Source organism: Limnohabitans sp. INBF002, assembly GCF_027924905.1.
Taxonomy (GTDB): domain Bacteria; phylum Pseudomonadota; class Gammaproteobacteria; order Burkholderiales; family Burkholderiaceae_C; genus Limnohabitans.
Genome location: NZ_AP027055.1, coordinates 1,345,900 through 1,370,084, shown reverse-complemented (window position 1 = coordinate 1,370,084; position 24,185 = coordinate 1,345,900). Strand labels below are relative to the sequence as shown.

At 58.6% G+C, this 24,185-nt stretch carries 25 protein-coding genes; 15 read left to right on the top strand and 10 right to left on the bottom strand.

What is annotated here, in order from left to right:
- Positions 1–57 precede the first annotated feature (57 nt).
- The 6 genes from adk to QMG15_RS06700 all read right to left on the bottom strand — a co-directional run bounded on the left by adk (position 58) and on the right by QMG15_RS06700 (position 3,853).
- A complete protein-coding gene (adk, locus tag QMG15_RS06725) occupies positions 58–714 on the bottom strand; it encodes an adenylate kinase (RefSeq protein ID WP_281787952.1) in 657 nt (218 codons plus the stop codon).
- A 72-nt stretch (positions 715–786) separates the two neighbouring features.
- Entirely contained in the window at positions 787–1,548 is a 762-nt protein-coding gene (gene kdsB / locus QMG15_RS06720; protein WP_281787951.1) for a 3-deoxy-manno-octulosonate cytidylyltransferase, read from the bottom strand.
- On the bottom strand, positions 1,549–1,731 hold the full coding sequence (locus QMG15_RS06715; RefSeq protein ID WP_108358692.1) for a Trm112 family protein: 183 nt from the start codon (positions 1,729–1,731) through the stop codon (positions 1,549–1,551).
- The gene (lpxK, locus tag QMG15_RS06710) at positions 1,712–2,773 is read right to left on the bottom strand and encodes a tetraacyldisaccharide 4'-kinase (protein ID WP_281787950.1); all 1,062 of its coding nucleotides are present in this window, start codon (positions 2,771–2,773) and stop codon (positions 1,712–1,714) included. Before lpxK ends, QMG15_RS06715 begins: the two co-directional genes overlap by 20 nt.
- A 5-nt stretch (positions 2,774–2,778) precedes the next feature.
- Positions 2,779–3,204, bottom strand: coding sequence for a biopolymer transporter ExbD (locus QMG15_RS06705; RefSeq protein WP_281790095.1), 426 nt, complete (start codon positions 3,202–3,204; stop codon positions 2,779–2,781).
- A 22-nt stretch (positions 3,205–3,226) separates the two neighbouring features.
- The gene (locus QMG15_RS06700; protein ID WP_281787949.1) at positions 3,227–3,853 is read right to left on the bottom strand and encodes a MotA/TolQ/ExbB proton channel family protein; all 627 of its coding nucleotides are present in this window, start codon (positions 3,851–3,853) and stop codon (positions 3,227–3,229) included.
- A 251-nt stretch (positions 3,854–4,104) separates the two neighbouring features.
- Between QMG15_RS06700 and xseA the strand changes: the two genes are divergently transcribed.
- Together xseA and QMG15_RS06690 are read left to right on the top strand one after the other, a co-directional pair.
- A complete protein-coding gene (gene xseA / locus QMG15_RS06695; RefSeq protein WP_281787947.1) occupies positions 4,105–5,388 on the top strand; it encodes an exodeoxyribonuclease VII large subunit in 1,284 nt (427 codons plus the stop codon).
- A 35-nt stretch (positions 5,389–5,423) separates the two neighbouring features.
- Positions 5,424–6,005, top strand: coding sequence for a Fe-Mn family superoxide dismutase (locus tag QMG15_RS06690; RefSeq protein ID WP_108358689.1), 582 nt, complete (start codon positions 5,424–5,426; stop codon positions 6,003–6,005).
- 122 nt (positions 6,006–6,127) lie between these two features.
- On the opposite strand, the gene QMG15_RS06685 is transcribed toward QMG15_RS06690, so the two are convergent.
- Positions 6,128–6,571 carry a DUF192 domain-containing protein gene (locus tag QMG15_RS06685; protein ID WP_281787946.1) on the bottom strand — a complete coding sequence of 148 codons (444 nt, stop codon included), beginning with the start codon at positions 6,569–6,571 and terminating at the stop codon, positions 6,128–6,130.
- Between the two features lie 72 nt (positions 6,572–6,643).
- Between QMG15_RS06685 and icd the strand changes: the two genes are divergently transcribed.
- The 3 genes from icd (at position 6,644) to clpA (ending at position 10,684) form a co-directional block, all read left to right on the top strand.
- Positions 6,644–7,918 carry an NADP-dependent isocitrate dehydrogenase gene (gene icd / locus QMG15_RS06680; RefSeq protein ID WP_281787945.1) on the top strand — a complete coding sequence of 425 codons (1,275 nt, stop codon included), beginning with the start codon at positions 6,644–6,646 and terminating at the stop codon, positions 7,916–7,918.
- Complete coding sequence (clpS, locus tag QMG15_RS06675) at positions 7,908–8,255, top strand: ATP-dependent Clp protease adapter ClpS (RefSeq protein WP_281787944.1); 348 nt, start codon at positions 7,908–7,910, stop codon at positions 8,253–8,255. The genes icd and clpS overlap by 11 nt, the downstream gene beginning before the upstream one ends.
- 95 nt (positions 8,256–8,350) lie before the next feature.
- Positions 8,351–10,684 (top strand): ATP-dependent Clp protease ATP-binding subunit ClpA, encoded by a 2,334-nt coding sequence (clpA, locus tag QMG15_RS06670; RefSeq protein ID WP_281787943.1) that lies wholly within the window; start codon positions 8,351–8,353, stop codon positions 10,682–10,684.
- Between the two features lie 128 nt (positions 10,685–10,812).
- On the opposite strand, the gene QMG15_RS06665 is transcribed toward clpA, so the two are convergent.
- Entirely contained in the window at positions 10,813–12,357 is a 1,545-nt protein-coding gene (locus QMG15_RS06665) for a helicase HerA-like domain-containing protein (RefSeq protein WP_281787942.1), read from the bottom strand.
- 69 nt (positions 12,358–12,426) lie between these two features.
- Between QMG15_RS06665 and QMG15_RS06660 the strand changes: the two genes are divergently transcribed.
- Genes QMG15_RS06660 through rng form a run of 9 tightly spaced genes read left to right on the top strand, consistent with a single transcriptional unit; the run spans position 12,427 to position 20,128 of the window.
- Entirely contained in the window at positions 12,427–13,146 is a 720-nt protein-coding gene (locus QMG15_RS06660) for a YebC/PmpR family DNA-binding transcriptional regulator (protein ID WP_281787940.1), read from the top strand.
- Positions 13,143–14,435, top strand: coding sequence for a phosphoribosylamine--glycine ligase (purD, locus tag QMG15_RS06655; RefSeq protein WP_281787939.1), 1,293 nt, complete (start codon positions 13,143–13,145; stop codon positions 14,433–14,435). The genes QMG15_RS06660 and purD overlap by 4 nt, the downstream gene beginning before the upstream one ends.
- 11 nt (positions 14,436–14,446) lie before the next feature.
- Positions 14,447–15,106, top strand: a complete 660-nt coding sequence (locus QMG15_RS06650) for a 1-acyl-sn-glycerol-3-phosphate acyltransferase (RefSeq protein WP_281787938.1) — start codon at positions 14,447–14,449, stop codon at positions 15,104–15,106.
- A 7-nt stretch (positions 15,107–15,113) separates the two neighbouring features.
- Positions 15,114–16,049 (top strand): oxygen-dependent coproporphyrinogen oxidase, encoded by a 936-nt coding sequence (gene hemF, locus QMG15_RS06645; RefSeq protein ID WP_281787937.1) that lies wholly within the window; start codon positions 15,114–15,116, stop codon positions 16,047–16,049.
- Positions 16,046–16,660: a nicotinate-nucleotide adenylyltransferase gene (gene nadD, locus QMG15_RS06640; protein ID WP_281787936.1), complete on the top strand. Its 615-nt coding sequence runs from the start codon at positions 16,046–16,048 to the stop codon at positions 16,658–16,660. Before hemF ends, nadD begins: the two co-directional genes overlap by 4 nt.
- A 5-nt stretch (positions 16,661–16,665) precedes the next feature.
- Complete coding sequence (gene rsfS, locus QMG15_RS06635) at positions 16,666–17,475, top strand: ribosome silencing factor (protein WP_281787935.1); 810 nt, start codon at positions 16,666–16,668, stop codon at positions 17,473–17,475.
- Positions 17,472–17,939 (top strand): 23S rRNA (pseudouridine(1915)-N(3))-methyltransferase RlmH, encoded by a 468-nt coding sequence (rlmH, locus tag QMG15_RS06630; protein ID WP_108401366.1) that lies wholly within the window; start codon positions 17,472–17,474, stop codon positions 17,937–17,939. Before rsfS ends, rlmH begins: the two co-directional genes overlap by 4 nt.
- Positions 17,940–17,997: 58 nt before the next feature.
- Positions 17,998–18,624 carry a Maf family protein gene (locus QMG15_RS06625; protein WP_281787934.1) on the top strand — a complete coding sequence of 209 codons (627 nt, stop codon included), beginning with the start codon at positions 17,998–18,000 and terminating at the stop codon, positions 18,622–18,624.
- Positions 18,625–18,637: 13 nt separating this feature from the next.
- Positions 18,638–20,128, top strand: coding sequence for a ribonuclease G (gene rng / locus QMG15_RS06620; protein WP_281787933.1), 1,491 nt, complete (start codon positions 18,638–18,640; stop codon positions 20,126–20,128).
- Here rng and QMG15_RS06615 read toward each other — a convergent pair.
- Both QMG15_RS06615 and msbA read right to left on the bottom strand, forming a co-directional pair.
- Positions 20,125–20,997 (bottom strand): glycosyltransferase, encoded by an 873-nt coding sequence (locus QMG15_RS06615; protein ID WP_108401363.1) that lies wholly within the window; start codon positions 20,995–20,997, stop codon positions 20,125–20,127. The genes rng and QMG15_RS06615 overlap by 4 nt on opposite strands.
- Positions 20,998–21,004: 7 nt before the next feature.
- Positions 21,005–22,801 (bottom strand): lipid A export permease/ATP-binding protein MsbA, encoded by a 1,797-nt coding sequence (gene msbA, locus QMG15_RS06610; protein ID WP_281787932.1) that lies wholly within the window; start codon positions 22,799–22,801, stop codon positions 21,005–21,007.
- 93 nt (positions 22,802–22,894) lie between these two features.
- On the opposite strand from msbA, the gene tolB reads away from it, so the two are divergent.
- Positions 22,895–24,178, top strand: a complete 1,284-nt coding sequence (gene tolB / locus QMG15_RS06605; RefSeq protein WP_281787931.1) for a Tol-Pal system beta propeller repeat protein TolB — start codon at positions 22,895–22,897, stop codon at positions 24,176–24,178.
- Positions 24,179–24,185 lie beyond the last annotated feature (7 nt).

Here is a 24,185-nt window from a genome sequence, read left to right as displayed (position 1 = left end):
ATAAAAAAGCCGCTCAATAGAGCGGCTTTTGTTTGCAAGCGCAGCGCTTGATGCGGTTTAGGCCGAGAGGGCTTGGAACGCGCGTTCTTTGATTTCTTCCACAGTGCCTGTGCCGCTGATGGCGCGATACTTGGGGGCTGCAGCGGCGTCGGCCTTGGCCCAGCCAGAGTAGTAGTCCACCAAGGGGCGGGTTTGGGCGCTGTACACGTCCAAACGCTTCTTGACGGTTTCTTCTTTGTCGTCTTCGCGTTGCACCAAGGGTTCGCCCGTTTCGTCGTCTTTGCCAGCCATTTTGGGTGGGTTGAATGTGACGTGGTACGTGCGGCCAGAAGCAGGGTGTGAACGGCGGCCGCTCATGCGCTCGATGATGGCGTCAAAGGGCACGTCGATTTCCAACACGAAGTCCAGCTTCACGCCCGCTGCCTTCATGGCATCGGCTTGAGGAATGGTGCGTGGGAAACCGTCAAACAAGAAACCGTTGGCGCAATCGGCTTGGGCGATGCGTTCTTTGACCAAGTTGATGATCAGGTCATCGCTGACCAAGCCGCCAGAATCCATCACTTTTTTGGCTTCGATGCCCAGGGGCGTGCCGGCTTTGACAGCCGCGCGCAACATGTCGCCGGTGGAGATTTGGGGAATGCCGTATTTTTGGCAAATGAAGGTGGCCTGTGTGCCTTTACCGGCACCGGGGGCGCCCAACAAAATCAGTCTCATGCTTGGTCCTATTTTTTTATCTATACGTTTTATTACTTAGGCGAGGATATCACGTGCTTCCCTTCGAAAGCCTTACGCGGCGGCGCTTAGCAAGGCTCTGACACGCGCCAGGTCCTCAGGCGTATCCACGCCGGGGCCCGGCGAATGGTCGGTGACGTGTACGGCGATGCGGTGGCCGTGCCACATGGCGCGCAGCTGTTCGAGTGATTCGGTCACTTCAATCGGGGCTTGGGCCAGCTTTGGGAACTCGCGCAAAAAGCCGACGCGGTAGCCGTACAGACCCACATGGCGCAGCGGCGCGGGGGTGGGCAGGGCCGTTATACCTTGGGCAAATCCATCGCGCCACCAGGCAATCGGGGCGCGGCTGAAATACAGCGCGGTGTTGCGAGCATCGAGCACCACTTTCACCACGTTAGGGTTGGCAAAGTCTTCCACGTTGTCGATGGCGTGGGCCAGTGTGCTCATGCTGCAGTCACTGCGTGTTTGCAGCAGCTGGGCGGCCGCGTCAATGGAGGCGGGATCAATCAGGGGTTCGTCGCCCTGAACGTTCACCACCACATCGCTGTCTTGCAGCTTCAATAAATCGCAGGCTTCGGCCAAGCGGTCGCTGCCAGAAGGGTGGTCGGTGCGGGTGAGCACGGCGTCAATGCCGTGGGCTTGGCAAGCGGCCACGATGCGGGCGTCATCGGCTGCCACCACCACGCGTGAGGCACCTGAGCGCTTGGCGCGTTGCGCCACGCGTACCACCATGGGGACACCGGCAATATCGGCCAAAGGCTTGTCGGGCAAGCGCGACGAGGCCATGCGCGCTGGAATGAGAACGCAAAACGACATTTAGGCTTTCAGTTCAGCGTCGGTCAGTGGGCGTGCTTCGTTTTCTAGCAGCACAGGAATGCCGTCGCGAACGGGGTAAGCCAAACGCGCGCTGCGAGAGATGAGCTCTTGCGTGTCGCGGTTGTATTCAAGGGGGCCTTTGGTCACAGGGCAGACCAGGAGTTCAAGCAGTTTGGTGTCCATGGGGTGATGATAACTTTGCGTGCGGTGAGGCTGCGAGGTGCTGGGCAATGGCGCTCAGCAGCGCAGCAGGTAAGGTGGTTTGCAAGGGCACGGCCCAAGCGTGTGGGTGATGCGCCCAGAGTTTGACCGCATCTTTTTCGGTACACAGCACATCGCCTTGTGAGGCGTCGATGTGCAGTTGCTGCAAGTCGGCATGGTCGGGCAGGGCTTGCGAGCGGGTCAGCATCAGGCCTTTGTCGCGCAGCATGGCAAAAAACACCTCGGGTTTGGCAATGCCTGCCAAGGCTTGCACAGGTGTGTGGCCCCAGCTGCTGAGTGGGCGCTGTGTGCCATCGGCTTGCACGGCGACATCGGCCAAGCGGCGTTGCACAGCAAACTCATGTGGGCCAACGTCGCCAGAGGTTTTCAGCACCCAGCAAGGCGCCGCGTTGCCCGATGTGCCGTGAGGCATCGCCTTGCGCGGCCAGGCTTCACGTAGCGGGCCTGCGGGCAGCAAGTGGCCGTTGCCCACGCCGCGTTCGTCAAACACGCACAGCTCAAGGTCGCGTGCCAGTTGCCAGTGCTGCAAACCGTCGTCACACACCAGCACTTGCACATCGGGGTGCTGTGCCAGCAGCGCATGTCCTGCGTACACACGGCTAGCGCCCACAAACACCGGCACCTGGCAGCTGCGGGCAATCAGCAAAGGCTCGTCGCCCACGTCGGGGGCAAGGCTTGTCGGCGTCACCGCTTGGATGCCCGTCGTGCGGCGACCATAGCCGCGTGACAACACACCCACACGCCAACCTTGTTCGGTCAAATGCTTCACCAAAGCCATGGTGATGGGGGTTTTGCCCACGCCACCCACCATCACATTGCCCACCACGATGACGGGCACAGGCAAGGTCTGTGTTTTGTAAAAACCGTGCTGGTACAGCGCGCGGCGCATGGCCACAAGGCCCGCAAACAGCCAACTCACGGGCAACAAAGCAAATGCGAGTGCTTGGCCCCAACCGCCTTGGCCATGCCAAGCCTGCGTCAATGCTTGGCGCATGCGGCTCATGGGCGTCAGTCGGCTTTGCCGCCAGAGGACTGGGCTGCGAAGGTGAGTTGGTTCAGGCCATTGCGGCGAGCCGCTTCCATCACCAGCATCACCGATTGGTGGCTGGCTTGCGCGTCTGCGCTGATGATGATCATGGGGCTGTCTATGTTTTGTGTGGCTTGGGCCAAGGCTTGGCTCAGGCCCTGCACGTCGCGGGTGTTGACCAAATTGCGGTTCACGCTGAACTGGCCTTCGCTGCTGATCGATACAACCACCTCATGCGGGCGTTCTGGCAACGCCGCGGCATCGGCCACGGGTAAGTTCAGCTGCAGCTCGGTGAACTTGCTGTAGGTTGTGGAGAGCATCAAAAAGATCACCACCACCAACAAAATGTCGATGAACGGGATCAGGTTGATCTCGGGCTCCGGGCTCTTTTCGCGATGAAACTTCATGGCCATGGTGTTGCAGCGCCTGTTATTTCAAGCGTGCGCGCATGAGCAGCAGGTGGCGTACAAAGCGCTCGGCATCCAGCTCAAAGCCCAACACGTAGGCATCCACACGGGCCCGCAGGTAGCGCCAGAACATCAAGGCGGGAATGGCCACGATCAAGCCAAACGCGGTGTTGTACAGCGCCATCGAAATGCCTTGAGCCAACTGCACCGGGTTGCTGGTGCCTGGGGCTTGTGAGCCAAAGATGTCGATCATGCCGATGACGGTGCCCAACAAACCCAGCAGCGGCGCGGCTGAGGCGATGGTGGCCAAGGCCACCAGGTGCTTTTCCAACGTGTGGGCCGCTTGGCGGCCCGCCGATTCCATGCTCGAGCGCAGGTCTTCCGCGCTGATGAGTGGTTCGTTCTTCATGGCATACAAGCCCGAAGCCAAGATACGGCCCAGCACCGAGTGGTCGTGCAGCTGCGTCATGGCATCTTCGGAAGGCAAGTTGTCGTGTGAGGCTTGAAGGGCTTGAGTCAGCAAACCTTCAGGGGCCACCAAGTGGGGGCGCAAGCTCATCATGCGTTCAATGATCAGCGCCAAGGCAACGATGGAGCACGCCAACAAAGGCCAAATTGGCCAACCCGCCGCTTGTATGATGGACAACAAAGCAAATACCCCCGTGAATCAATTGGCAACAATTATGGCCCAGCCGTCCATCCACACGAACTGTGGATAACTTTGGGGATAAGGTTTGTTGAACCCTGTCTGAAGCCGCATGAATGGGTTGTTCTGACAGAATGGTCGAAAAATGAGCGGTGAAAATCTCTTTTGAATCAAAGACTTGCTACGTGGCTTGGTGATTTTCTCGGTTTACTACTTAAAACGATTTGGAAATATTTTTTGTGGATGAGTCCTCTATGTCGACCACGGAATCGCTAGGTTTGACGCCACGTATTTGGGCAGTCGGCGCGCTATGCCGCGCCGTGGCTGATGCGCTTGAGGCGCGTTTCAACCCCATCGCCGTGCGCGGTGAGATTTCCGGCTTCACGCGCGCGGCCAGCGGTCATTGCTACTTCACGTTGAAGGATGCGGGCGGGCAGCTCCGTTGCGCCATGTTCAAGCGCGCCGCCCAAATGCTCGACTTTCGCCCAGCGGACGGTGAACTGGTCGAAATCCGTGGTCGTTTGGGTGTATATGAGCCGCGTGGCGAACTGCAACTGATTGTGGAAAACATGCGCCGCGCTGGGCAGGGCGCGTGGTTTGAGCAGTTCTTGCAGCTCAAAGCCAAGCTCGAAGCCGAAGGCCTGTTTGATGCCGAGCGCAAGCGGCCCCTCAAAACCATGCCGCGTGGCATTGGCGTGGTCACATCCTTGGGCGCTGCGGCGCTGCACGACGTGGCCACGGCTTTGCAGCGCCGTGTACCGCATATTCCTGTGGTGCTGGCCCCATCCTTGGTGCAAGGTCCGGATGCACCGCCCACCTTGGTGCAAGCCTTGCAGCAACTCAGCCAGCAGCCCAACATCGACGTCATTTTGCTGGTGCGCGGCGGTGGTTCCATGGAAGACCTGTGGGCCTTTAATGACGAAAACCTCGCCCGCGCCATCGTCAACAGCCCCGTGCCCATCGTCAGCGGCGTGGGCCACGAAACTGATTTCACGATTGCCGACTTTTGCGCCGACCTGCGCGCGCCCACGCCCACCGCCGCCGCCGAAATGTGCGCGGTGCCGCAAGCGGAGTTGTTGTCCAACCTGCAGCTGTGGGGCGGGGCGCTGCAAACCATCGTGCATCGCCACCTCGATACCCAAGAGCAGCGGCTAGACCGCGCCCAAGCCCGCTTGGGTCGCCCGTCTGAAGGCCTTAGTACCGAAAAAATGCAGCTCTTGCGCCTGCAACAACGCCTGACCCAAGCGGTGCAAACCCGCACCCAGCGCTGCCACAACGAGCTGGCCACACTCGCCAGCGGCCTAGCCCGTGGTGTGCAGCAAACCCCAGCCACTGCCCGCGAGCGCTTGCACCGTGCGGCTTTGCGCCTTGAGTTGCTTGACCCCAAGCTCGTTTTGCAACGCGGCTTTGCCTGGCTCAGCGACATTGATGGCCAAGCCATCACCTCTGTGGCGCAGACCACAGAAGGCCAAGCCCTGCAAGCAACCCTTGCCGATGGCGTGGTTGAATTACGGGTTGCTGCACCCACGCGCATTTAGTTTTTACAATTCACGTTTTTACACAAGAGGACTTCATGGAACATACGCTCCCCGCACTGCCTTACGCCATCGACGCATTGGCCCCTCATTACTCCAAAGAAACTTTGGAGTTTCACCACGGCAAGCACCACAACGCTTACGTTGTGAACTTGAACAACCTGCAAAAAGGCACTGAGTTCGAAGGCATGGCCCTGGAAGAAATCGTCAAGAAGTCCAGCGGTGGCATTTACAACAACTCTGCCCAAATTTGGAACCACACCTTCTTCTGGAATTGCATGAAGCCACAAGGCGGCGGCGAACCCACAGGTGCATTGGCTACAGCCATCAACGCCAAATTCGGCAGCTACGCCGCCTTCAAAGAAGCTTTCGTCAAAAGCGCCGTGGGCAACTTTGGCTCTGGCTGGACATGGTTGGTCAAAAAGGCCGACGGTTCTGTGGACATCGTCAACATGGGCGCCGCTGGCACACCCTTGACGACTGGCGACAAAGCCTTGTTGACTGTGGACGTGTGGGAACACGCTTACTACATCGACTACCGCAACATGCGTCCTAAGTTCGTTGAGACGTTCCTCGACCAACTGGTGAACTGGTCTTTCGCTGAAAGCAACTTCGCTTAATTCAGTGTGTTTTCGGGGGCGTGAAGCCCGTTGAGACGTGAAAAAGCCGCCTAACAAGGCGGCTTTTTTTGTGGGCGTCGGTCGTTTAAGTGGGCGTACTGACGCTGCTACTTTGACAAGGTTTAAGGCTTAAACGCCACACCGCTCAAGCGGCTACCGGCTTTGAGGCCCTTTTTGGCAAACCAGCCTTGGTGCATTTCCAGCACAAAGCGCACGGGCTTGGCAGAGCAGTGTGACTCGGTGGTTTGTGGCTTCATGTCCGCCAAGTTCACGATGGTGCCGTCGTCGGCCACAAAGGCGGCGGTCAGCGGCAACAAGGTGTTTTTCATCCAAAAGCACTGCGTGGCGGGCTGTTCAAACACAAACAACATGCCCTCATGTTGCGGCATTTCGCTGCGAAACATCAGGCCGATGCTGCGTTGGTCCGGCGTTTGTGCCACTTGCGTGTCGATTTGAAACATGCCCGCTTGCAGCTTGATGCGAGGCAGGTTGGTTTGTGGCGTGTCTTGGCCAAAGGCCGCAAAAGCCAAAGCTGAAAAGAGGAGGGTAAACAGTGCGCGCTTCATGCCTGCGACTGTATCGCAGGCCTGCTGGCTAGAATCGAAAGTGAAATTTTCACCCTCTAGGAAACGCCGCTCATGTCTTACCAGCACATCCAAGTGCCTGCCGCCGGTCAAAAAATCACGGTCAATGCCGACACCTCACTGAATGTGCCAGACCAGCCCATCATCCCCTTCATCATGGGCGATGGCGTGGGCCAAGACGTGACGCCGGTGATGCGCAAAGTGGTCGACGCAGCTGTGGCCACGTCGTATGGCGGCAAGCGCCAAATCCATTGGATGGAGCTGTTTGCAGGCGAGAAAGCCACCCAGGTCTATGGCCCTGATGTGTGGCTGCCCGAAGAAACTGCGCAGGCCATGCGCGAGTACAAGGTGTCCATCAAAGGCCCACTCAACACGCCTGTGGGCGGTGGCATCCGTTCGCTCAATGTGGCTTTGCGTCAAGCGCTCGATTTGTTTGTGTGCCTGCGCCCTGTGCAGTACTTCAAAGGCGTGCCTTCGCCCCTGAAAGAGCCTGAAAAAACCAACATGGTCATCTTCCGTGAAAACTCGGAAGACATTTACGCCGGTATCGAATACGCCGCCGAAAGCGCCGAAGCCAAAAAGCTCATCGCGTTTTTGAAAACCGAAATGGGCGCCACCACCATTCGCTTCCCCGACACCTCGGCCATTGGCATCAAGCCTGTGTCCATTGAGGGCACCGAGCGCTTCATTCGCAAAGCCATTCAATACGCCATCGACCACGACAAGCCCAGCGTCACCATCGTGCACAAGGGCAACATCATGAAGTTCACCGAAGGGGGCTTTCGTGACTGGGCCTTGGCCTTGGCTCAAAAAGAGTTTGGAGCGACCCTCATTGATGGCGGCCCATGGTGTCGCGTCAAGAACCCCAAAACAGGCAAGAGCATCATCATCAAAGACGTCATTGCCGATGCCTTTTTGCAGCAAATCCTCATGCGCCCGGCCGAATACTCGGTGGTGGCCACCCTTAACCTCAATGGCGACTACATCTCTGACGCCGTGGCCGCGCAAGTGGGCGGCATTGGCATTGCGCCAGGCGCCAACATGTCGGACACCGTGGCTTGTTTTGAAGCCACCCACGGCACAGCGCCCAAATACGCCGGCAAAAACTACGTCAACCCAGGCTCCATGATCTTGTCCGCCGAGATGATGCTGCGCCACATGGGCTGGACCGAAGCCGCCGACACCATCATCAAAGCCATGGAGGCCGCGATTGCCACCAAACGTGTGACCTACGACTTTGCACGCCTGATGGACGCTGCAACGCAGGTCAGTTGCTCGGCCTTTGGCGATGTGATGATTGAACAAATGTCAGAAACCCATGCCAACTAAAAAAACAACGCCCAAAATTCAACAGCCTGACCGCGACGACGGCGGATCGGTCGTTTTAGAGCGCTTGACGCAGCGCACCAAGCCGCCGCAAATGTTTCAGGTGTTGATGCTCAACGACGATTTCACGCCCATGGAGTTTGTGGTGGTGGTGTTGCAAGAGTTCTTCAGCAAAGACCGCGAACAAGCCACGCAAATCATGTTGCAAATCCACTTGGACGGCAAAGGCGTGTGCGGCGTGTACAGCAAAGACATTGCGGCCACCAAAGTTGACCAAGTGTTAGATGCCGCACGCAAAGCCGGACACCCCCTGCAATGTGTGGCCGAACCCATCGAATAACTTATCGTTTGCACTTACGAAACAGGCCTATTGAATAAACGGCTTTTGTTTCCATATACATTTGAATCTCAGTTGCAAGCACCGAAGGAAACCACATGATTGCCCAAGAACTTGAAGTCAGCTTGCACATGGCCTTTGTCGAGGCCCGTCAGCAGCGTCACGAATTCATCACCGTTGAGCATTTGCTTTTGGCTCTGCTCGACAACCCCAGCGCGGCCGAAGTGCTGCGCGCTTGTTCCGCCAACATTGACGACTTGCGTAAGTCCTTGTCCAACTTCATCGCCGACAACACCCCACAGGTGTCGGGCACCGAAGAGGTGGACACACAGCCCACGTTGGGTTTCCAGCGCGTGATTCAGCGCGCCATCATGCATGTGCAGTCCACAGGCAATGGCAAAAAAGAAGTGACCGGTGCAAATGTGCTGGTGGCCATCTTTGGTGAGAAAGATTCGCACGCGGTCTATTACCTCCACCAACAAGGTGTGACCCGCTTGGACGTGGTGAACTTCATCGCCCACGGCATCAAAAAGAGCGACCCACCTGAAGCCGTCAAAGGTGGTGAGCCAGCCCAAGCCGAGCAGGAAGAGGGCGGTGCCACGTCTGAAAAGAACGAGAAGGCTTCGCCACTCGAGCAATTCACCCAAAACCTGAACCAAGCCGCCAAAGACGGCAAGATTGACCCGCTGATTGGCCGCGAGTACGAGGTGGAGCGAACGATTCAAATCTTGTGCCGCCGCCGCAAGAACAACCCACTGTTGGTGGGCGAGGCTGGCGTGGGTAAAACCGCGATTGCCGAAGGTTTGGCATGGCGTATCACCCAAGGCGATGTGCCCGAAATTTTGTCCGAAGCCATCGTGTACTCGTTGGACATGGGCGCTTTGCTGGCTGGCACCAAATACCGCGGTGACTTTGAGCAGCGCTTGAAGGGCGTGATCAAGAACTTGCAGAGCAAGCCCAACGCCATTTTGTTCATCGACGAAATCCACACGCTCATAGGCGCGGGTGCGGCTTCAGGCGGCACGCTGGATGCCTCTAACTTGCTCAAGCCTGCTTTGTCGAGCGGCCAGCTCAAGTGCATTGGCGCGACGACCTTCACCGAATACCGTGGCATCTTCGAGAAAGATGCCGCCCTGAGCCGTCGTTTCCAAAAGGTGGATGTGGTTGAGCCAACGGTGCAAGAGACCGTGGACATCCTCAAAGGCCTGAAGTCGCGCTTTGAAGAGCACCACAACGTCAAATACGCCGTGGCTGCATTGCAAGCCGCTGCCGAGTTGAGCGCCAAGTACATCAACGACCGCCACTTGCCCGACAAGGCGATTGACGTGATTGACGAAGCCGGTGCCGCACAACGCATCTTGGTGGCGTCTAAGCGCAAGAAAACCATTGGCAAGGCCGAGATTGAAGACATCGTGGCCAAGATCGCACGCATCCCGCCCGCCAACGTGTCCAACGACGACCGCAGCAAGCTGCAAACCATCGAACGCGATTTGAAGAGCGTGGTGTTCGGCCAAGACAAAGCCCTTGAGGTGCTGGCGTCTGCCGTGAAGATGGCGCGTTCAGGTCTGGGCAAAGCCGACAAGCCGATTGGCGCTTTCTTGTTCAGCGGCCCCACGGGCGTGGGCAAGACCGAGGCGGCCAAGCAGTTGGCCTACATCATGGGCATCGACTTGGTGCGTTTTGACATGTCTGAGTACATGGAGCGTCACGCTGTGAGCCGCCTGATTGGTGCGCCTCCTGGCTATGTGGGCTTTGACCAAGGCGGTTTGCTGACCGAGGCCGTGACCAAGAAACCGCACTGCGTGTTGTTGCTGGACGAAATCGAAAAAGCCCACCCAGACATCTTCAACGTGCTGTTGCAGGTGATGGACCATGGCACGCTGACCGACAACAACGGTCGTAAGGCAGACTTCCGCAACGTCATCCTCATCATGACGACGAATGCTGGCGCTGAGACCATGAACAAGGCCACCATTGGCTTTACCAACCCACGCGCGGCGGGCGACGAAATGGGCGACATCAAGCGCTTGTTCACGCCAGAGTTCCGCAACCGCTTGGACGCCATCGTGGGCTTCAAGGCTTTGGACGAAAACGTCATCATGCGTGTGGTCGACAAGTTCTTGCTGCAACTCGAAGGTCAATTGGCCGAGAAGAAAGTCGACGTCACCTTCAGCGACGCGCTGCGCAAGCACTTGGCCAAGAAGGGCTTCGATCCGCTCATGGGCGCACGTCCGATGCAGCGCCTCATCCAAGACACGATTCGCAAGGCTTTGGCCGACGAGTTGCTGTTTGGTCGCCTCACCGAAGGTGGTCGCTTGAGCGTGGACATCGATGACAAAGAAGAAGTGCTGCTCGACATCACGCCTTTGCCTAAGAAGGAAAAGGCCGTGAAGGGTGAGCACACGGCGTCTGAGGAGCCAGCGGCGAGCTAACGCTGCGGCAAGGTCTTTTCAGGCCGCTCTAATAAAGCCGCAATCAACAAAAACGCCGCCTGTGGCAACACAGGCGGCGTTTTTTATGGGCGCTTATTGGCGGAATGTATGCCGTTGGTTGCGGCGCTTCAGCGCTTGCGGCCACCCAAGATGCTGCCCATCACGCCACGCACAATCTCGCGGCCCACAGCTGAGCCAATGTTGCGCACGGCGGACTTGACCATGACTTGCGCCAACCCTTGGTGCTGACCGCCGCGTGGGCCAGTGGAGCCAAACAGGGCTTCGCCCAAGCCAGACAGCACTTGATCGGTCATCGAGGGCGCGGCGGCTTGGCCAAACGCACCTGAACCTGCGCTTGCACCTGCCGCATTGCCCGTCGCGCTGTTGGTGCTGGCTGGCGTCGCACCTTTCAGGCGCTCATACGCCGATTCACGGTCCAAGGTCTGCTCATACACCCCAGCCACCAACGAGTTCGCCAGCAAGGCTTGGCGTTGCTCGGGCGTGATGGGGCCGAGTTGGCTGCCGGGCAAAAGCACATACACCTGTTCAGTTTCAGACGGACGGCCTTTGGCGTCCAGCAGGCTGACCAAGGCTTCGCCCACGCCTAGCTCGGTGATGGCTTTTTCAATGTCGAGGCCCGCTTTGCCGCGCATCGTTTGCGCGGTGGCTTTGACGGCTTTTTGGTCGCGTGGGGTGAAGGCGCGCAAAGCGTGTTGTACGCGGTTGCCCAGCTGGCCCAGCACGGTTTCGGGCACGTCCAGCGGGTTTTGGGTGACAAAGTACACGCCCACGCCCTTGGAGCGAATCAGGCGCACCAGCAGCTCAATGCGTTCCAGCAGCACCTTGGGCGCTTCGTTGAACAGCAAATGCGCTTCGTCAAAGAAGAACACCATCTTGGGCTTTTCCACATCACCCACCTCAGGCAATTGCTCAAACAGCTCGGAGAGCATCCACAGCAAAAACGTGCCGTAGAGGCGCGGGGCATTCATCAGTTTGTCTGCCGCCAAGAGGTTGATCACGCCCATGCCTTTGGCATCGGTTTGGATGAAGTCTTGGATGTTGAGCATGGGCTCGCCAAAAAAGGCATCGCCACCTTGGGCTTCAATCTCTAGCAAGGCGCGTTGAATGGCGCCAATGCTGGCGGCGCTGACGTTGCCGTACTCGGTGGTGAAGTCGCGGGCGTGTTCGCCCACGTGTTGCAGCATGGCGCGCAGGTCTTTGAGGTCGAGCAGCAGCAAGCCTTGGTCGTCCGCAATTTTGAACACCATGTTCAGCACGCCGGATTGCGTGTCGTTCAGGTTGAGCATGCGGCCCAGCAACAGCGGCCCCATGTCGGTGATGGTGGCGCGCACGGGGTGGCCCGATTTGCCAAACACATCCCAAAGGGTAGTGGGGCAGGCGATGGGCTCTGGCATGGGCACACCGCGCTCTTGCAGCGAGGCGGCTAATTTGGAAGGAATGGTGCCGGGCTGGCTGATGCCCGCCAAATCGCCTTTGACGTCGGCCATGAACACAGGCACGCCGATTTTGGAGAAGCCTTCAGCCAGCGTTTGCAGCGTGACAGTTTTGCCTGTGCCGGTGGCGCCTGTGACGAGGCCGTGGCGGTTGGCGAGTGCCGGCAGCATGTGGCATTCGGTAGTCTTATGCAGCGCAATCAGCATTGGTTCAGCCATCGAAAGTTCTCCATCCACTTGAAAAGTAAAATAACCAGATAAGGTTAATTCAATTCAAGAGGATTTCTGATGGCTGGCCACAGTAAATGGGCAAATATTCAACACCGCAAAGGGCGTCAAGACGAAAAGCGCGGCAAGATTTGGACACGCATTACGCGTGAAATCATTGTGTCGGCGCGGCTTGGTGGCGGCGATCTGAGCCTGAACCCCCGTTTGCGTTTGGCCATCGAAAAAGCCAAGGCCGCTAACATGCCGGCCGACAACATCAAACGCAACGTCGACAAAGCCACGGGCAACCTCGACGGTGTGGTGTACGAAGAGATTCGCTACGAAGGCTACGGTGTGGGCGGCGCCGCCATCATCGTGGACACCATGACCGACAACCGCGTGCGTACCGTGGCTGAAGTGCGCTTTGCCTTCAGCAAAAACGGCGGCAACATGGGCACCGAAGGCTCGGTGGCGTTTCAGTTCAAACATTGCGGCCAGCTGGTGTTTGCGCCAGGCAGCAATGAAGACCAAATCATGGAAATTGCGCTCGAAGCGGGCGCGGACGATGTGATCACCGATGACGACGGCGCGATTGAAGTGCTGACGCCACCTGCCAGCTTTGAAGCTGTGAAAAACGCTTTGGATGCTGCGGGCCTCAAGCCCGAAGTGGCCGAGGTGACCTACCGTGCAGACAACACCATCGAACTCGAGGGTGATGACGCTGTGAAGATGCAAAAAATCCTGGACGCGCTGGAAGACCTTGACGATGTGCAAGAGGTCTATCACAACGCAGCACTATGAACGTATTAGTTATTGGCGGCGGTGGCCGCGAGCACGCTTTGGCGTGGAAGATTGCCCAATCGAACAAGGTGCAAAAAGTGTTTGTGGCCCCCGGCAACGGCGGCACCGCACGCGACAAGCGCTTGGACAACATCGACATCACCGATGTGGTGGCCCTGCGTGAATTTGCACAGGCCAGTGGTGTTGAGCTGACCGTGGTCGGGCCTGAGACGCCATTGGCGGCGGGTGTGGTGGACGAGTTCCGCGCCCACGGTTTGCGCATTTTTGGCCCCACCCAAGCGGCGGCGCAATTGGAAAGCTCCAAAGCGTTCAGCAAGGCGTTCATGAAGCGCCACAACATTCCTACCGCTGAATACGACACCTTCACCGACGCTCAAGCCGCGCACGATTACGTGAACGCCAAAGGCGCCCCCATTGTGGTGAAGGCCGATGGTTTGGCGGCAGGCAAGGGCGTGGTGGTGGCGATGACTGCCGCCGAGGCGCACGAAGCGATTGATTTCATGTTGCTCGACAACAAGCTGGGTGTGAGCCACAACGAAGGCGGCGCGCGTGTGGTGATTGAAGAGTTTTTGCAAGGCGAAGAGGCCAGCTTCATCGTCATGTGCGATGGCAAAACCGTGTTGCCTTTGGCCACCAGCCAAGACCACAAGCGCTTGCTCGATGCCGACGAAGGCCCCAACACCGGCGGCATGGGCGCGTACTCGCCAGCCCCCGTGGTCACGCCTGAGGTACATGCCCGCGCCATGCGGGAAATCATTTTGCCCACCATCAAGGGCATGGAAAAAGACGGCATTCCGTTCACCGGCTTCTTGTACGCCGGTTTGATGATTGACCCTCAAGGCCAAGTCAAAACGCTTGAATTCAACTGCCGCATGGGCGACCCCGAAACCCAGCCCATCATGGCGCGCCTGAAAACCGATTTGGTCGATGTGCTGTTGGCTGCCACAGCCACCAACGCCCAAACCCGTTTCGACGACTTCGAGCTGGAGTGGGACCGCCGCACCGCCATCGGCGTGGTGTTGGCCGCGCACGGCTACCCCATGAGCCCCCGCAAGGGCGACACCATCACTGGCTTGCCCCAAGACACCGACGATGTGGTGGTGTTCCATGCTGGCACGCAAATGAAAGACGGCCAAGTGGTGACCAGCGGTGGCCGCGTGTTGTGCGTGACCGCTTTGGGCGGCACCTTGAAGCTGGCGCAACAGCAGGCGTACGACACCATCAAGGGCATTCACTTTGATGGCGTGCAGTACCGCACTGACATTGGCTATCGCGCGATCGCGCGATAAGTCTTGCTGAAATGAGCGCTGAGTTTTCTCAACCCATGCCCGTGCCCTGCAAACCCCAAGCTTGGGCGGCATGGTTGGTCAAGCTGATGGGCTGGAAGATCGAGTTTGACGGACTGCCCGCCAAACAAGGCGTGCTGATCGGCTACCCCCACACCAGCAACTGGGACTTCATCACCATGATGCCGGTCAAGTGGGCGGTGGGCTTGCCCGTGCAGTTTTTTGCCAAAGAGAGTTTGTTTCGCATTCCCTTATTTGGTCGCTGGATTCGTTTCATTGGTGCTGTGCCGATTGACCGCTCGTCTCCCAAAGGCGTGGTGGGCGAAATGGTGGATTCTCTGAAACGACACAAGCAAAACGACGAAATACTCTGGATTGGTTTGTCGCCCGAAGGCACGCGCAAGCTCACCGATGGCTGGCGCAGTGGCTTTTATCAGCTGGCTTTGGGGGCAGATGTGCCTTTGTGCATGCTGCACATTGATTACGGCAAGAAACTGGCCAAAGTGACCGACTTCATGCGCTTGACGGGCGACGTACAAGCCGACTACGCCCAAATGGCCAAGGTGTATGAAGGCGTCCAGGGCTTTCATGTCAACCAAGCTGCGCCCATTCGTCCGTTGCCGCCGCGCACCTTGCCAGCGGCCCAAGCACCAAACGCAACCTCTTTGAATTAAGCACACGATGACGACCCAAACCCACGAACACGTTGTAGCCGCCGCCCGCGACTACCTCATTGGCCTTCAAAGCCGCATCACCAGCGCGATTGAAGCCAAAGACGGTCAAGCCAAATTCTTGGTGGACAAGTGGGAAAAGGGCCCGGGCGAGCAGTTGCAGGGCAATGGCATCACACAAATCTTAGAAAACGGCCCCGTGTTTGAACGTGCAGGCTGTGGCTTTTCGCATGTGCGTGGCCCCAAGCTGCCGCCTTCGGCCACACAGCACCGCCCAGAGTTGGCAGGTGCGCCGTTTGAAGCCATGGGTGTGTCCTTGGTGTTTCACCCCCGCAATCCCTATGTGCCCACCGTGCACATGAACGTGCGCATGATTGCAGCCACCCCCGCCAACGGCAAAACCGTGGCTTGGTTTGGCGGCGGCATGGACCTCACGCCTTATTACGGCTATGCCGAAGACGCCAAGCATTTCCATCAGGTGTGCCACGATGCGCTGCAACCGTTTGGTGACGACTTGTACCCACGCTTTAAAACTTGGTGCGACGCGTACTTCTGCAACAAACACCGCAACGAGCAGCGCGGCATTGGCGGCATCTTCTTTGACGACTTCGCTGAGCTGGGCTTTGAGCGTAGTTTTGAGATGCTCAAGAGCGTGGGCGATGCTTTTTTGGAATCGTATTTGCCCATCGTCGACCGCCGCGTGAACACGCCGTATGGCGAGCGCGAGCGCAACCACCAGCTGTACCGCCGTGGCCGCTATGTCGAGTTCAACCTCGTGTGGGACCGTGGCACGCACTTTGGCTTGCAGTCGGGTGGGCGGACCGAATCTATTTTGTTGTCCATGCCGCCGTTGGTGAGCTGGTCGTACCAGCACCAGCCCGAAGCGGGCACGCCAGAGCATGCCTTGCTGCATGACTTTTTGGTGCCGCGTGATTGGCTGAAGTGACGCAACACCCTAAGCGCCTAGGCATTTTTGGCGGCTCGTTTGACCCGCCGCACATCGCGCACCTTGCGCTGGCCAAGCACGCGATTGCGCAGTTTCATTTGAACGAGTTGCGCATCATCCCGACGGGCGATGCGTGGCACAAAACCCGCACGCTCACGGCGTCGCCGCATCGTCTGGCCATGACACGTTTGGCCTTTGCCGAAGTTCCACAAGCCGTGGTGGACCCGCGTGAGATCGACCGCGAAGGCGCCACCTACACCTTTGACACCCTGCAAGAGCTCAAGGCCGAGCAACCCGAAGCCGATTTGTACCTGTTCATTGGCGCAGACCAAGCGAATGCCTTCAAAACCTGGCACCGTTGGCAAGAAATTTTGGGTCTGGCCTCCGTCGTGGTGGCTCAGCGGCCGTTAGACGGGCAGGGCGGCATGGCCAGTCAGTGGCACAATGCGGTATCCCCCGACGTACAACGCTTGGATATGCCAAGCCTGAATGTGAGTGCCACCGAAATTCGTGCGCACGTTGCCAAAGGTACACATCCAGACCCGAAGATGCACGCGTGGTTGCCTGCCGCTGTGCAGCACTACATTGAAAAACACAGCCTTTACCGATAAAACAGATGACCGAAACCTCCGCCAAAAAAGATGTCCAAAAACTGCAACGCACCGTCGTGGATGCGCTGGAGGACGTCAAAGCCCAAGACCTCGTGGTGTTTGACACCGAGCACTTGTCCTCGCTGTTTGAGCGCGTCATCGTGGCGTCGGGTACATCCAACCGTCAAACCAAAGCCTTGGCCGCCAGCGTGCGCGACAAAGTGCGCGAAGGTGGTTTTGGCAAGCCTCGCATCGAAGGCGAAGACAACGGCGAGTGGATCATCGTGGATTGCGGCCCTGTGGTCGTGCACGTCATGCAGCCCACCATCCGCAGCTACTACAACCTCGAAGAAATTTGGGGCGAGAAGCCTGTGCGTCTGAAGTTTGGTGCGCCCAAACCTGTCAAAGCGGCTGAACCTGAAGAAGCCCCTGCTAAGAAGTCGGCTGGCAAAAAGCCCGCGGCTAAGAAAACTGCGGCCGGTGACAAAAAGCCTGCCGCACGCGGTGCAGCTCGTAGTTCATCCACACGCGGTGGTGCCGATGAGCGCACGGGCTCAGCCAAGCCTGCAACACGCAGCACCTCCACACGCGGCCCAGTCAAAGCAGCGCCCGCTAAAACGACGGCTGCTAAAACAGCGTCTGCTAAGAGCGCACCGGCCAAAACGACAGCCGCCAAAAAGTCAGCAGCGCCAGCCAAGTTGCCTGTGAAGACGGTGGGCCTCAAGGGTGCCAAGTCAACCGCCAAAGCCGCAGCGCGCAGCGCTTCGACCACGGCTGGTAAGCCAGTGGGCAAGCGTCCTCCAGCTGCTAAAAAGACCACTGCCCGCAACGCATGAGGCTGTGGGTCGTCGCAGTCGGCCAACGTGTGCCCGACTGGGCACAAACCGCTTGGGACGATTACGCCAAGCGGTTTCCGTCTGAGCTGAAGGTCGAGCTCAAGGCCGTCAAAACCGAGCCGCGCAGCTCTAAAACCCTAGACACAATCTACGCTGCCGAGCGTGAGCGCATCGAGGCCGCCATTCCGCGCGGCTGTCGCATCGTGGCTTTGGACGAACGCGGCACCAACCTCACCACCGTGGCTTTGGCCGCCAAGCTCAAGCATTGGCAGCTCGAAGCGGACGATGTGGCCTTGGTCATTGGCGGGCCCGATGGCCTGTGCCCCGAGTTCAAAAAGCAAGCGCACGAGCGCATCCGTATTTCAGACCTGACCCTGCCGCACGCCATGGTGCGTGTGTTGTTGGTGGAGCAGCTCTACCGCGCGTGGTCTATCAACGCCAATCACCCTTATCACCGCGAGTGAAGCAAGCGGCGCCATTGCGTAAACACCCCGCTGAAGCTAATCGCAGAAATACCCCTTTATGTCCGACTCCAAATTCGTTTACCTCGCCTCACAAAGCCCACGCCGCCGCCAACTGCTAGAGCAGCTGGGCGTGCGCTATGAGTTGCTGCTGGCTGACGAGAGTGAAGACGCCGAAGCGCTAGAGGCAGTGCTGCCCAATGAAGCCCCACGCGCCTATGTGCAGCGCGTGACCTTGCTCAAGCTAGAAGCCGCCTTGGCTCGCATGAAGCACCGTGGCTTGCCTGCTGCGCCCGTGCTGTGCAGCGACACCACCGTGGCTTTGGGAAAAACCATTTTGGGCAAACCCGATGACGCCAAACATGCCGCACAAATCCTCGGCGCTTTGAGCGGCCAAACCCACCGTGTGTTGACTTCGGTTGCCATGGGTACGTTGTCTAAATCAGGCAAACCGCTCAAAACCGAACAAGCGCTCAGTGTGTCCAACGTGCGTTTCGCGCCTTTGACGCGCACACAAATTCAAAGCTACGTCGCCAGCGGCGAGCCCATGGGCAAAGCCGGTGCGTATGCGGTGCAGGGCAGGGCAGCGGCTTACATCGAGCACATCAGCGGCAGCTACTCTGGCATCATGGGCCTGCCGATGTTTGAAACCGCGCAGCTGTTGCGCGCGTTTGGATTCAAGGTTTAAGCCGGATTTGCACATGCAACAAGACATCCTCATCAACTGGTCGCCCCAAGAAACCCGTGTGGCCATTGTGGAAACCGGCGCGGTGCAAGAGCTGCACGTCGAGCGCACGCTAGAGCGTGGCTTGGTCGGCAATGTGTATTTGGGCAAAGTGGCGCGTGTGCTGCCGGGCATGCAGTCGGCCTTCATCGACATTGGCCTAGAGCGTGCCGCGTTTTTGCATGTGGCCGACTTGATGAGCAGCGTGGCTGCGCGTCACGCCGACAACGACAAGGGCGAGCCCGCCCCTGTGGTACCCATTGAAAAGCAAGTGTTTGAAGGCCAATCCCTGTTGGTGCAAGTCATCAAAGACCCGATTGGCACCAAAGGCGCACGCTTGTCGTCGCAAATCAGCATTGCGGGCCGTTTGCTGGTGTTTTTGCCGCAAGACCAACACATTGGCGTGTCGCAAAAAATCCCGTTTGAGCAGCGCGAAGCCTTGCGCAAACGCTTGCAAGGCTTGGCCGAAGCCGCTGCAGCCGACGGCAAAACCGGCGGCTTCATCTTGCGCACCAACGGCGAAGATGCCAGCGATGCTGAGCTGAGCGAAGACATTGCCTACTTGCGCAAAACCTGGGCGCGCATCAAAGAAGCCTCTACGCGCTTGCCGCCCAAATCGCTGTTGCACCAAGACCTGAGCTTGTTGCAACGCGTGCTGCGCGATTTGGTGAGCGAGATGACGCAAACCATCCGCATTGATTCTTCCGAGCAGTTTCAGAAACTCAAAACCTTCGGCCAAGAGTTCATGCCCAGCGCGGTGGACAAGCTGCAGCTCTACAAAGGCGAGCGCCCGATTTTCGATTTGTTCAACATCGACGAAGAAGTGGGCAAGGCCCTAGGCCGTCGTGTAGAACTGAAGTCTGGCGGCTATCTCATCGTGGACCAAACCGAGGCCTTGACCACGGTGGACGTGAACACCGGCGGCTTTGTGGGCGCGCGCAACTTCGACGAAACCATTTTCAAGACCAACCTAGAAGCCGCTGGCGCGATTGCCCGCCAACTGCGCTTGCGCAACCTGGGTGGCATTGTGATTGCTGACTTCATCGACATGACGCGCGAAGACCACCGCGAGGCGGTGTTGGCCGAGTTCCGCAAACAACTGGCCCGCGACCGCGTGAAGACCATGGTGAGCGGCTATTCGGCCTTGGGTTTGGTGGAGATGACCCGCAAGCGCACCCGCGAATCGCTGGCCCACATGCTGTGCGAGCCATGCCCCGTGTGTGACGGCAAAGGCAGCGTGAAAACCGCGCGCACCGTGACGTATGACATTTTGCGCGAGATTTTGCGCGAGGCCCGTCAGTTCAACCCGCGTGAGTTTCGCGTGATTGCCTCGCCCGATGTGATTGATGTGTTGCTCGATGAAGAAAGCCAGCACTTGGCTGGCTTGAGCGACTTCATTGGCAAGCCGATTTCTTTGCAGGCGGAAGGCTCTATGTCGCAGGAGCAGTACGACATTGTGTTGCTTTAAGCCACGAGCTTGAAGTGCTTGCGGCTGAAGTCCAGTCCAAACGCCTTCTCAAGCTTCATCAACCAACGGTGACGCTTCTCACGCTTGGTCAGCTTGTAATCGGGGTCAATCGTGAAGCTCTTTTCGGCCGAGCTTTCCAACCAAGGCTTCACCAGCTCAGGGTGCGTGCCCGTGAACGGCTGCAACACCTGGGCGTCAAACTGGCTGTAGCGAATGGTGGGCGCGCCGTGTGACCAAAACTTGCTCACTTGGTCCAGCTTCTTTTGCATCGCCTCATTGCTGCGCACCCAGCCGTAGTGGTAGATATGCGCATTGGCCAAAGCGGCTTGCGGGTTGCGGCCTTTTTTGTGGTCGGCCGTGATGAGCCAGTACTGGCCATCTGGCGCATACGAGCGGATGGTGTTGCGAATCAGGCGGCATTCGCGGCGGTACCAAGCTGGGCTGTTGGCCACGAAGTCGGGTGTGCCGTAGAAGTGGAAGTAGTCAAACACCAGGGCTTCCACCGCGGGGTTGTGGTGGTGCTGGTCCACGCTGGCGCGGATGTTGGCCAGTTCGGCCTCGTGCACCACCTCGTCGCCCTCCAGGTAAAACGCCCAGTCGCCCGTGCAGGCGAATTGCGCAATCATTTTTTGCTGGGCGTACACAAAGCCGCGGTCGGCCATGCGTTCGTTCCAGATGGTTTCGATCACACGAATCTTGGGTGAGCCGATGGCGTGAATACGCGCCAAGGTGTCGTCGTTGCTTTTGCCGACCACCACCACAAACTCGTCGACCAAGGGCAGGAGCGAGCGAATGGAGGCTTCAAACGGGAAGCCCAGCTCCACGCCGTTGCGAATGAAGGTGAAACCGCTGATGGATGCTTGGCTCATAGGGTGCTCAGATGCTTTGTGAGTCAGAGAAATGGTTGTCGGTGCTTTGCGCAGCCACGTGGTACAGCGCTGCATACGCGCCGCCTTGGGCCATGAGTTGGCTGTGCGTGCCGGTCTCCACAATGCTGCCGGCTTGCATGACCACGATCAGGTCGGCATGCTCAATGGTGGACAGGCGGTGGGCGATGACCAGAGACGTGCGGCCTTGCATGAGCACATTCAGCGCATCTTTGACGGCTTGCTCAGAGGTGGTGTCCAAGGCCGACGTGGCTTCGTCCAAGATCAGGATGGGCGCGTCTTTGTAGATGGCGCGGGCAATGGCCAAGCGCTGGCGTTGGCCGCCTGAGAGCTGGGTGGCGTTGTGGCCGACCAGCGTGTTTTCTTGGCTCGGCAGGCTGCGCACAAAGTCACCGAGGTTGGCGGCTTCTAGGGCGCTCCACACACGGGCTGTGTCCACGGTTTCGCCCAAGGCGATGTTTTGGGCCACGGTGTCGTTGAACATGACCACGTCTTGGCTCACATAGGCCACTTGGCGGCGCAAGCTGGCCAGCGACCAGTCTTTGAGCGGTACGCCGTCTAAGCGCACTTGGCCCGTGGTGGGGTCAAGGAAGCGCGGCAACAGGTTGGCCAAGGTGGTTTTGCCAGAGCCGGATGGACCGACCAAGGCCACAGTTTGGCCGGGGTGGATGGTCAGGCTCACGCTGTTGAGGGCAGGTGCGGTGGCAGACGGGTATTGCAGCGTGACGTGGTCAAAGCAAATTTCGCCTTGGGCGTGGTCGCTGGTGTGTGTGCCTTGGGTTTCGTCCGGGGCGAGCTCGAGCAGGTTCAAGCCGCGCTCCAGAGAGGTGACGCCACGTGTGAGCGTGCCCGCCACTTCAGACAGGTGTTTGATGGGCGAAATCAGCATCAACATGCCGGTGATGAAGGCAGCAAAGCTGCCCACGGTCACGCCTTGGGTTGCGCCATCGCCCGTGCTTTGGTACAGCGCCACCATGATGACGGCGGACAGCGCCAAGGCCGCAAACATTTGGATGAGCGGGGTCATCACCGAGTTGGCGACAACGGCTTTCAGAGCCAGCTGGCGCAGTTTTTGGTTGGAGCTGCCGAACTTGTGGGTTTGGCTGCCTTGTGCGTTGTGCAAGCGCACCATGCGGTAGGCCAGCACGTTTTCTTCCACCACATAGGCCAGCTCGTCGGTGGCGTCTTGGCTGGCGCGGGTCACGTTGTCGAGGCGGCGCGACAGGTTTTTCACCACCCAAGCGATGGGCGGGAAGATGGCAAACACAATCAGGGTGAGTTTCCAATTGAGGACCAACAAGTAGCCGAGCAAGGCGAGCAGGGTGACCAAATCTTTGGCAAATGCCAGCATGGTGGTCACCAGCAGCGAAGCGCCGTTGTTCACTTCATAGACCATGGTGTTGGTCAAGCCGCTGGTGTGCTGGGTGGCAAACAGCTGGGAATCAGCGCGCAACAGCTTCTCAAACAGGCGTTGGCGCAACTTTTCCATCGAATAGTTGGTCACACGGGCCAGGCAATAGGCCGCAATAAAACCCGCAAAGCCGCGCACACCAAACAACAACAGCAAAACGAGGGGAATCTTCCACAGCTCTAAGGTGCCACGGTCAAAACCGCTGTCCAGCAGGGGTTTCATCATGGCGGGAATGGCGGGCTCGGTGGCGGCGCCTACAAAAATGCCCACAATGCCCAACACCAGCGCGCCAGGATGACCTGCAAACCACGGGGCCACGCGTTTGAGCCTTTGGTACAAGGAGTCAGACGGGGTCGATGGGGCGGTGGTGGTCATAAATTCTTAGAGTGGCAAGAAACACATTACAGGCCATTATCGCCACTCGTTCGCCACTAAAATCAGCGGATTCGTTTGGCTACCTCTCTCACTATGACACGTCACCTTTTTCGCTTCGCACTTGGGCTTTTGACCGCCGGCTTGTTGGCCTTGCCAACGTGGGCGCAGTTCCGTGTGGAAGTGTCGGGCGTGGGCTTGACCCAAGTGCCGATTGCCTTTGCCCCTTTGCGTGGTGAAGAAGCATCGCCCCAAAAGATTTCGGCCATCGTGCAGGCCGACCTTGAGCGCAGCGGCCAGTTCCGCGGCGTCAGCGCTGGCGTGGTGACCGACGAAACCCAACGCCCCGACATCAGCGCCATGCGCCAAAAGGGCGCAGACGCGCTGTTGACAGGCAGCATCAGCCGCATGGCCGATGGTCGCTTTGACGTGCGTGTGCGTTTGTGGGACACCGTGCGCGGCCAAGACCTAGGCGCCATGAGCTACACCGTGGTGACCGGCGATTTGCGCTTGGCCTCCCACCGTATTGCTGACTTTGTGTACGAAAAACTCACCGGCGACAAGGGCGTGTTTTCCACCCGCATCGCTTACGTGACCAAATCAGGCACGCGTTTCAACCTCTGGGTGGCTGACTCGGACGGCGAAAACGCCCAATCGGCCTTGGCCAGCCCCGAACCCATCATTTCGCCCAGCTGGTCACCTTCGGGTGGTCAATTGGCCTATGTGTCGTTTGAATCCCGCAAGCCCGTGGTGTATGTGCACGACGTCTCGACCGGCAAGCGCCGCGTGGTGGCCAACTTCCGTGGCTCCAACAGCGCGCCCAGCTGGTCGCCTGATGGCCGCAATTTGGCTGTGACCTTGAGCCGCGATGGCGGCTCGCAGTTGTTTGTGATTGATGCCCAGGGCGGCGAACCCCGCCGTCTGACGCAATCGGCTGGCATTGACACCGAGCCCGTGTTCTCGCCCGATGGCACGGCCATCTATTTTGTGAGCGACCGTGGCGGTGCGCCCCAGATTTACCGCATGCCCGCGTCTGGTGGCCCAGCCAACCGCGTGACGTTCAACGGCACCTACAACATTTCACCTGCCATCAGCCCTGATGGCCGTTGGCTCACCTACATCTCGCGCATCGGCGGCGCCTTCAAGCTGCATGTGATGGACATTGCCAGCGGCAACGTGGCCGCCATCACCGACACCAACCGTGACGAACGTCCCAGTTTCGCGCCCAACAGCCGCTTGATTGTGTATGCGACCCACCAAGATGGCCGCGAAGCTTTGATGACCACCACCTTAGATGGCCGCATCAAAGCCCGTTTGTCTGGCCAAGGTGGCGATTTGCGTGAGCCCAATTGGGGCCCGTTCAGCAAGGTCTTGCCTTAATTCTTTT

Bases quoted from the DNA above. Each gene is read 5' to 3' on its own strand.
- kdsB (WP_281787951.1), bottom strand. From the start codon at position 1,548: ATGTCGTTTTGCGTTCTCATTCCAGCGCGCATGGCCTCGTCGCGCTTG.
- QMG15_RS06650 (WP_281787938.1), top strand. From the start codon at position 14,447: ATGAGCGCTGAGTTTTCTCAACCCATGCCCGTGCCCTGCAAACCCCAA.
- adk (WP_281787952.1), bottom strand. From the start codon at position 714: ATGAGACTGATTTTGTTGGGCGCCCCCGGTGCCGGTAAAGGCACACAG.
- clpA (WP_281787943.1), top strand. From the start codon at position 8,351: ATGATTGCCCAAGAACTTGAAGTCAGCTTGCACATGGCCTTTGTCGAG.
- rsfS (WP_281787935.1), top strand. From the start codon at position 16,666: ATGACCGAAACCTCCGCCAAAAAAGATGTCCAAAAACTGCAACGCACC.
- QMG15_RS06685 (WP_281787946.1), bottom strand. From the start codon at position 6,571: ATGAAGCGCGCACTGTTTACCCTCCTCTTTTCAGCTTTGGCTTTTGCG.
- QMG15_RS06690 (WP_108358689.1), top strand. From the start codon at position 5,424: ATGGAACATACGCTCCCCGCACTGCCTTACGCCATCGACGCATTGGCC.
- QMG15_RS06665 (WP_281787942.1), bottom strand. From the start codon at position 12,357: ATGGCTGAACCAATGCTGATTGCGCTGCATAAGACTACCGAATGCCAC.
- rlmH (WP_108401366.1), top strand. From the start codon at position 17,472: ATGAGGCTGTGGGTCGTCGCAGTCGGCCAACGTGTGCCCGACTGGGCA.
- QMG15_RS06625 (WP_281787934.1), top strand. From the start codon at position 17,998: ATGTCCGACTCCAAATTCGTTTACCTCGCCTCACAAAGCCCACGCCGC.
- icd (WP_281787945.1), top strand. From the start codon at position 6,644: ATGTCTTACCAGCACATCCAAGTGCCTGCCGCCGGTCAAAAAATCACG.
- tolB (WP_281787931.1), top strand. From the start codon at position 22,895: ATGACACGTCACCTTTTTCGCTTCGCACTTGGGCTTTTGACCGCCGGC.
- msbA (WP_281787932.1), bottom strand. From the start codon at position 22,801: ATGACCACCACCGCCCCATCGACCCCGTCTGACTCCTTGTACCAAAGG.
- clpS (WP_281787944.1), top strand. From the start codon at position 7,908: ATGCCAACTAAAAAAACAACGCCCAAAATTCAACAGCCTGACCGCGAC.
- QMG15_RS06615 (WP_108401363.1), bottom strand. From the start codon at position 20,997: ATGAGCCAAGCATCCATCAGCGGTTTCACCTTCATTCGCAACGGCGTG.
- xseA (WP_281787947.1), top strand. From the start codon at position 4,105: ATGTCGACCACGGAATCGCTAGGTTTGACGCCACGTATTTGGGCAGTC.
- QMG15_RS06705 (WP_281790095.1), bottom strand. From the start codon at position 3,204: ATGAAGTTTCATCGCGAAAAGAGCCCGGAGCCCGAGATCAACCTGATC.
- QMG15_RS06660 (WP_281787940.1), top strand. From the start codon at position 12,427: ATGGCTGGCCACAGTAAATGGGCAAATATTCAACACCGCAAAGGGCGT.
- rng (WP_281787933.1), top strand. From the start codon at position 18,638: ATGCAACAAGACATCCTCATCAACTGGTCGCCCCAAGAAACCCGTGTG.
- QMG15_RS06715 (WP_108358692.1), bottom strand. From the start codon at position 1,731: ATGGACACCAAACTGCTTGAACTCCTGGTCTGCCCTGTGACCAAAGGC.
- lpxK (WP_281787950.1), bottom strand. From the start codon at position 2,773: ATGAGCCGCATGCGCCAAGCATTGACGCAGGCTTGGCATGGCCAAGGC.
- purD (WP_281787939.1), top strand. From the start codon at position 13,143: ATGAACGTATTAGTTATTGGCGGCGGTGGCCGCGAGCACGCTTTGGCG.
- hemF (WP_281787937.1), top strand. From the start codon at position 15,114: ATGACGACCCAAACCCACGAACACGTTGTAGCCGCCGCCCGCGACTAC.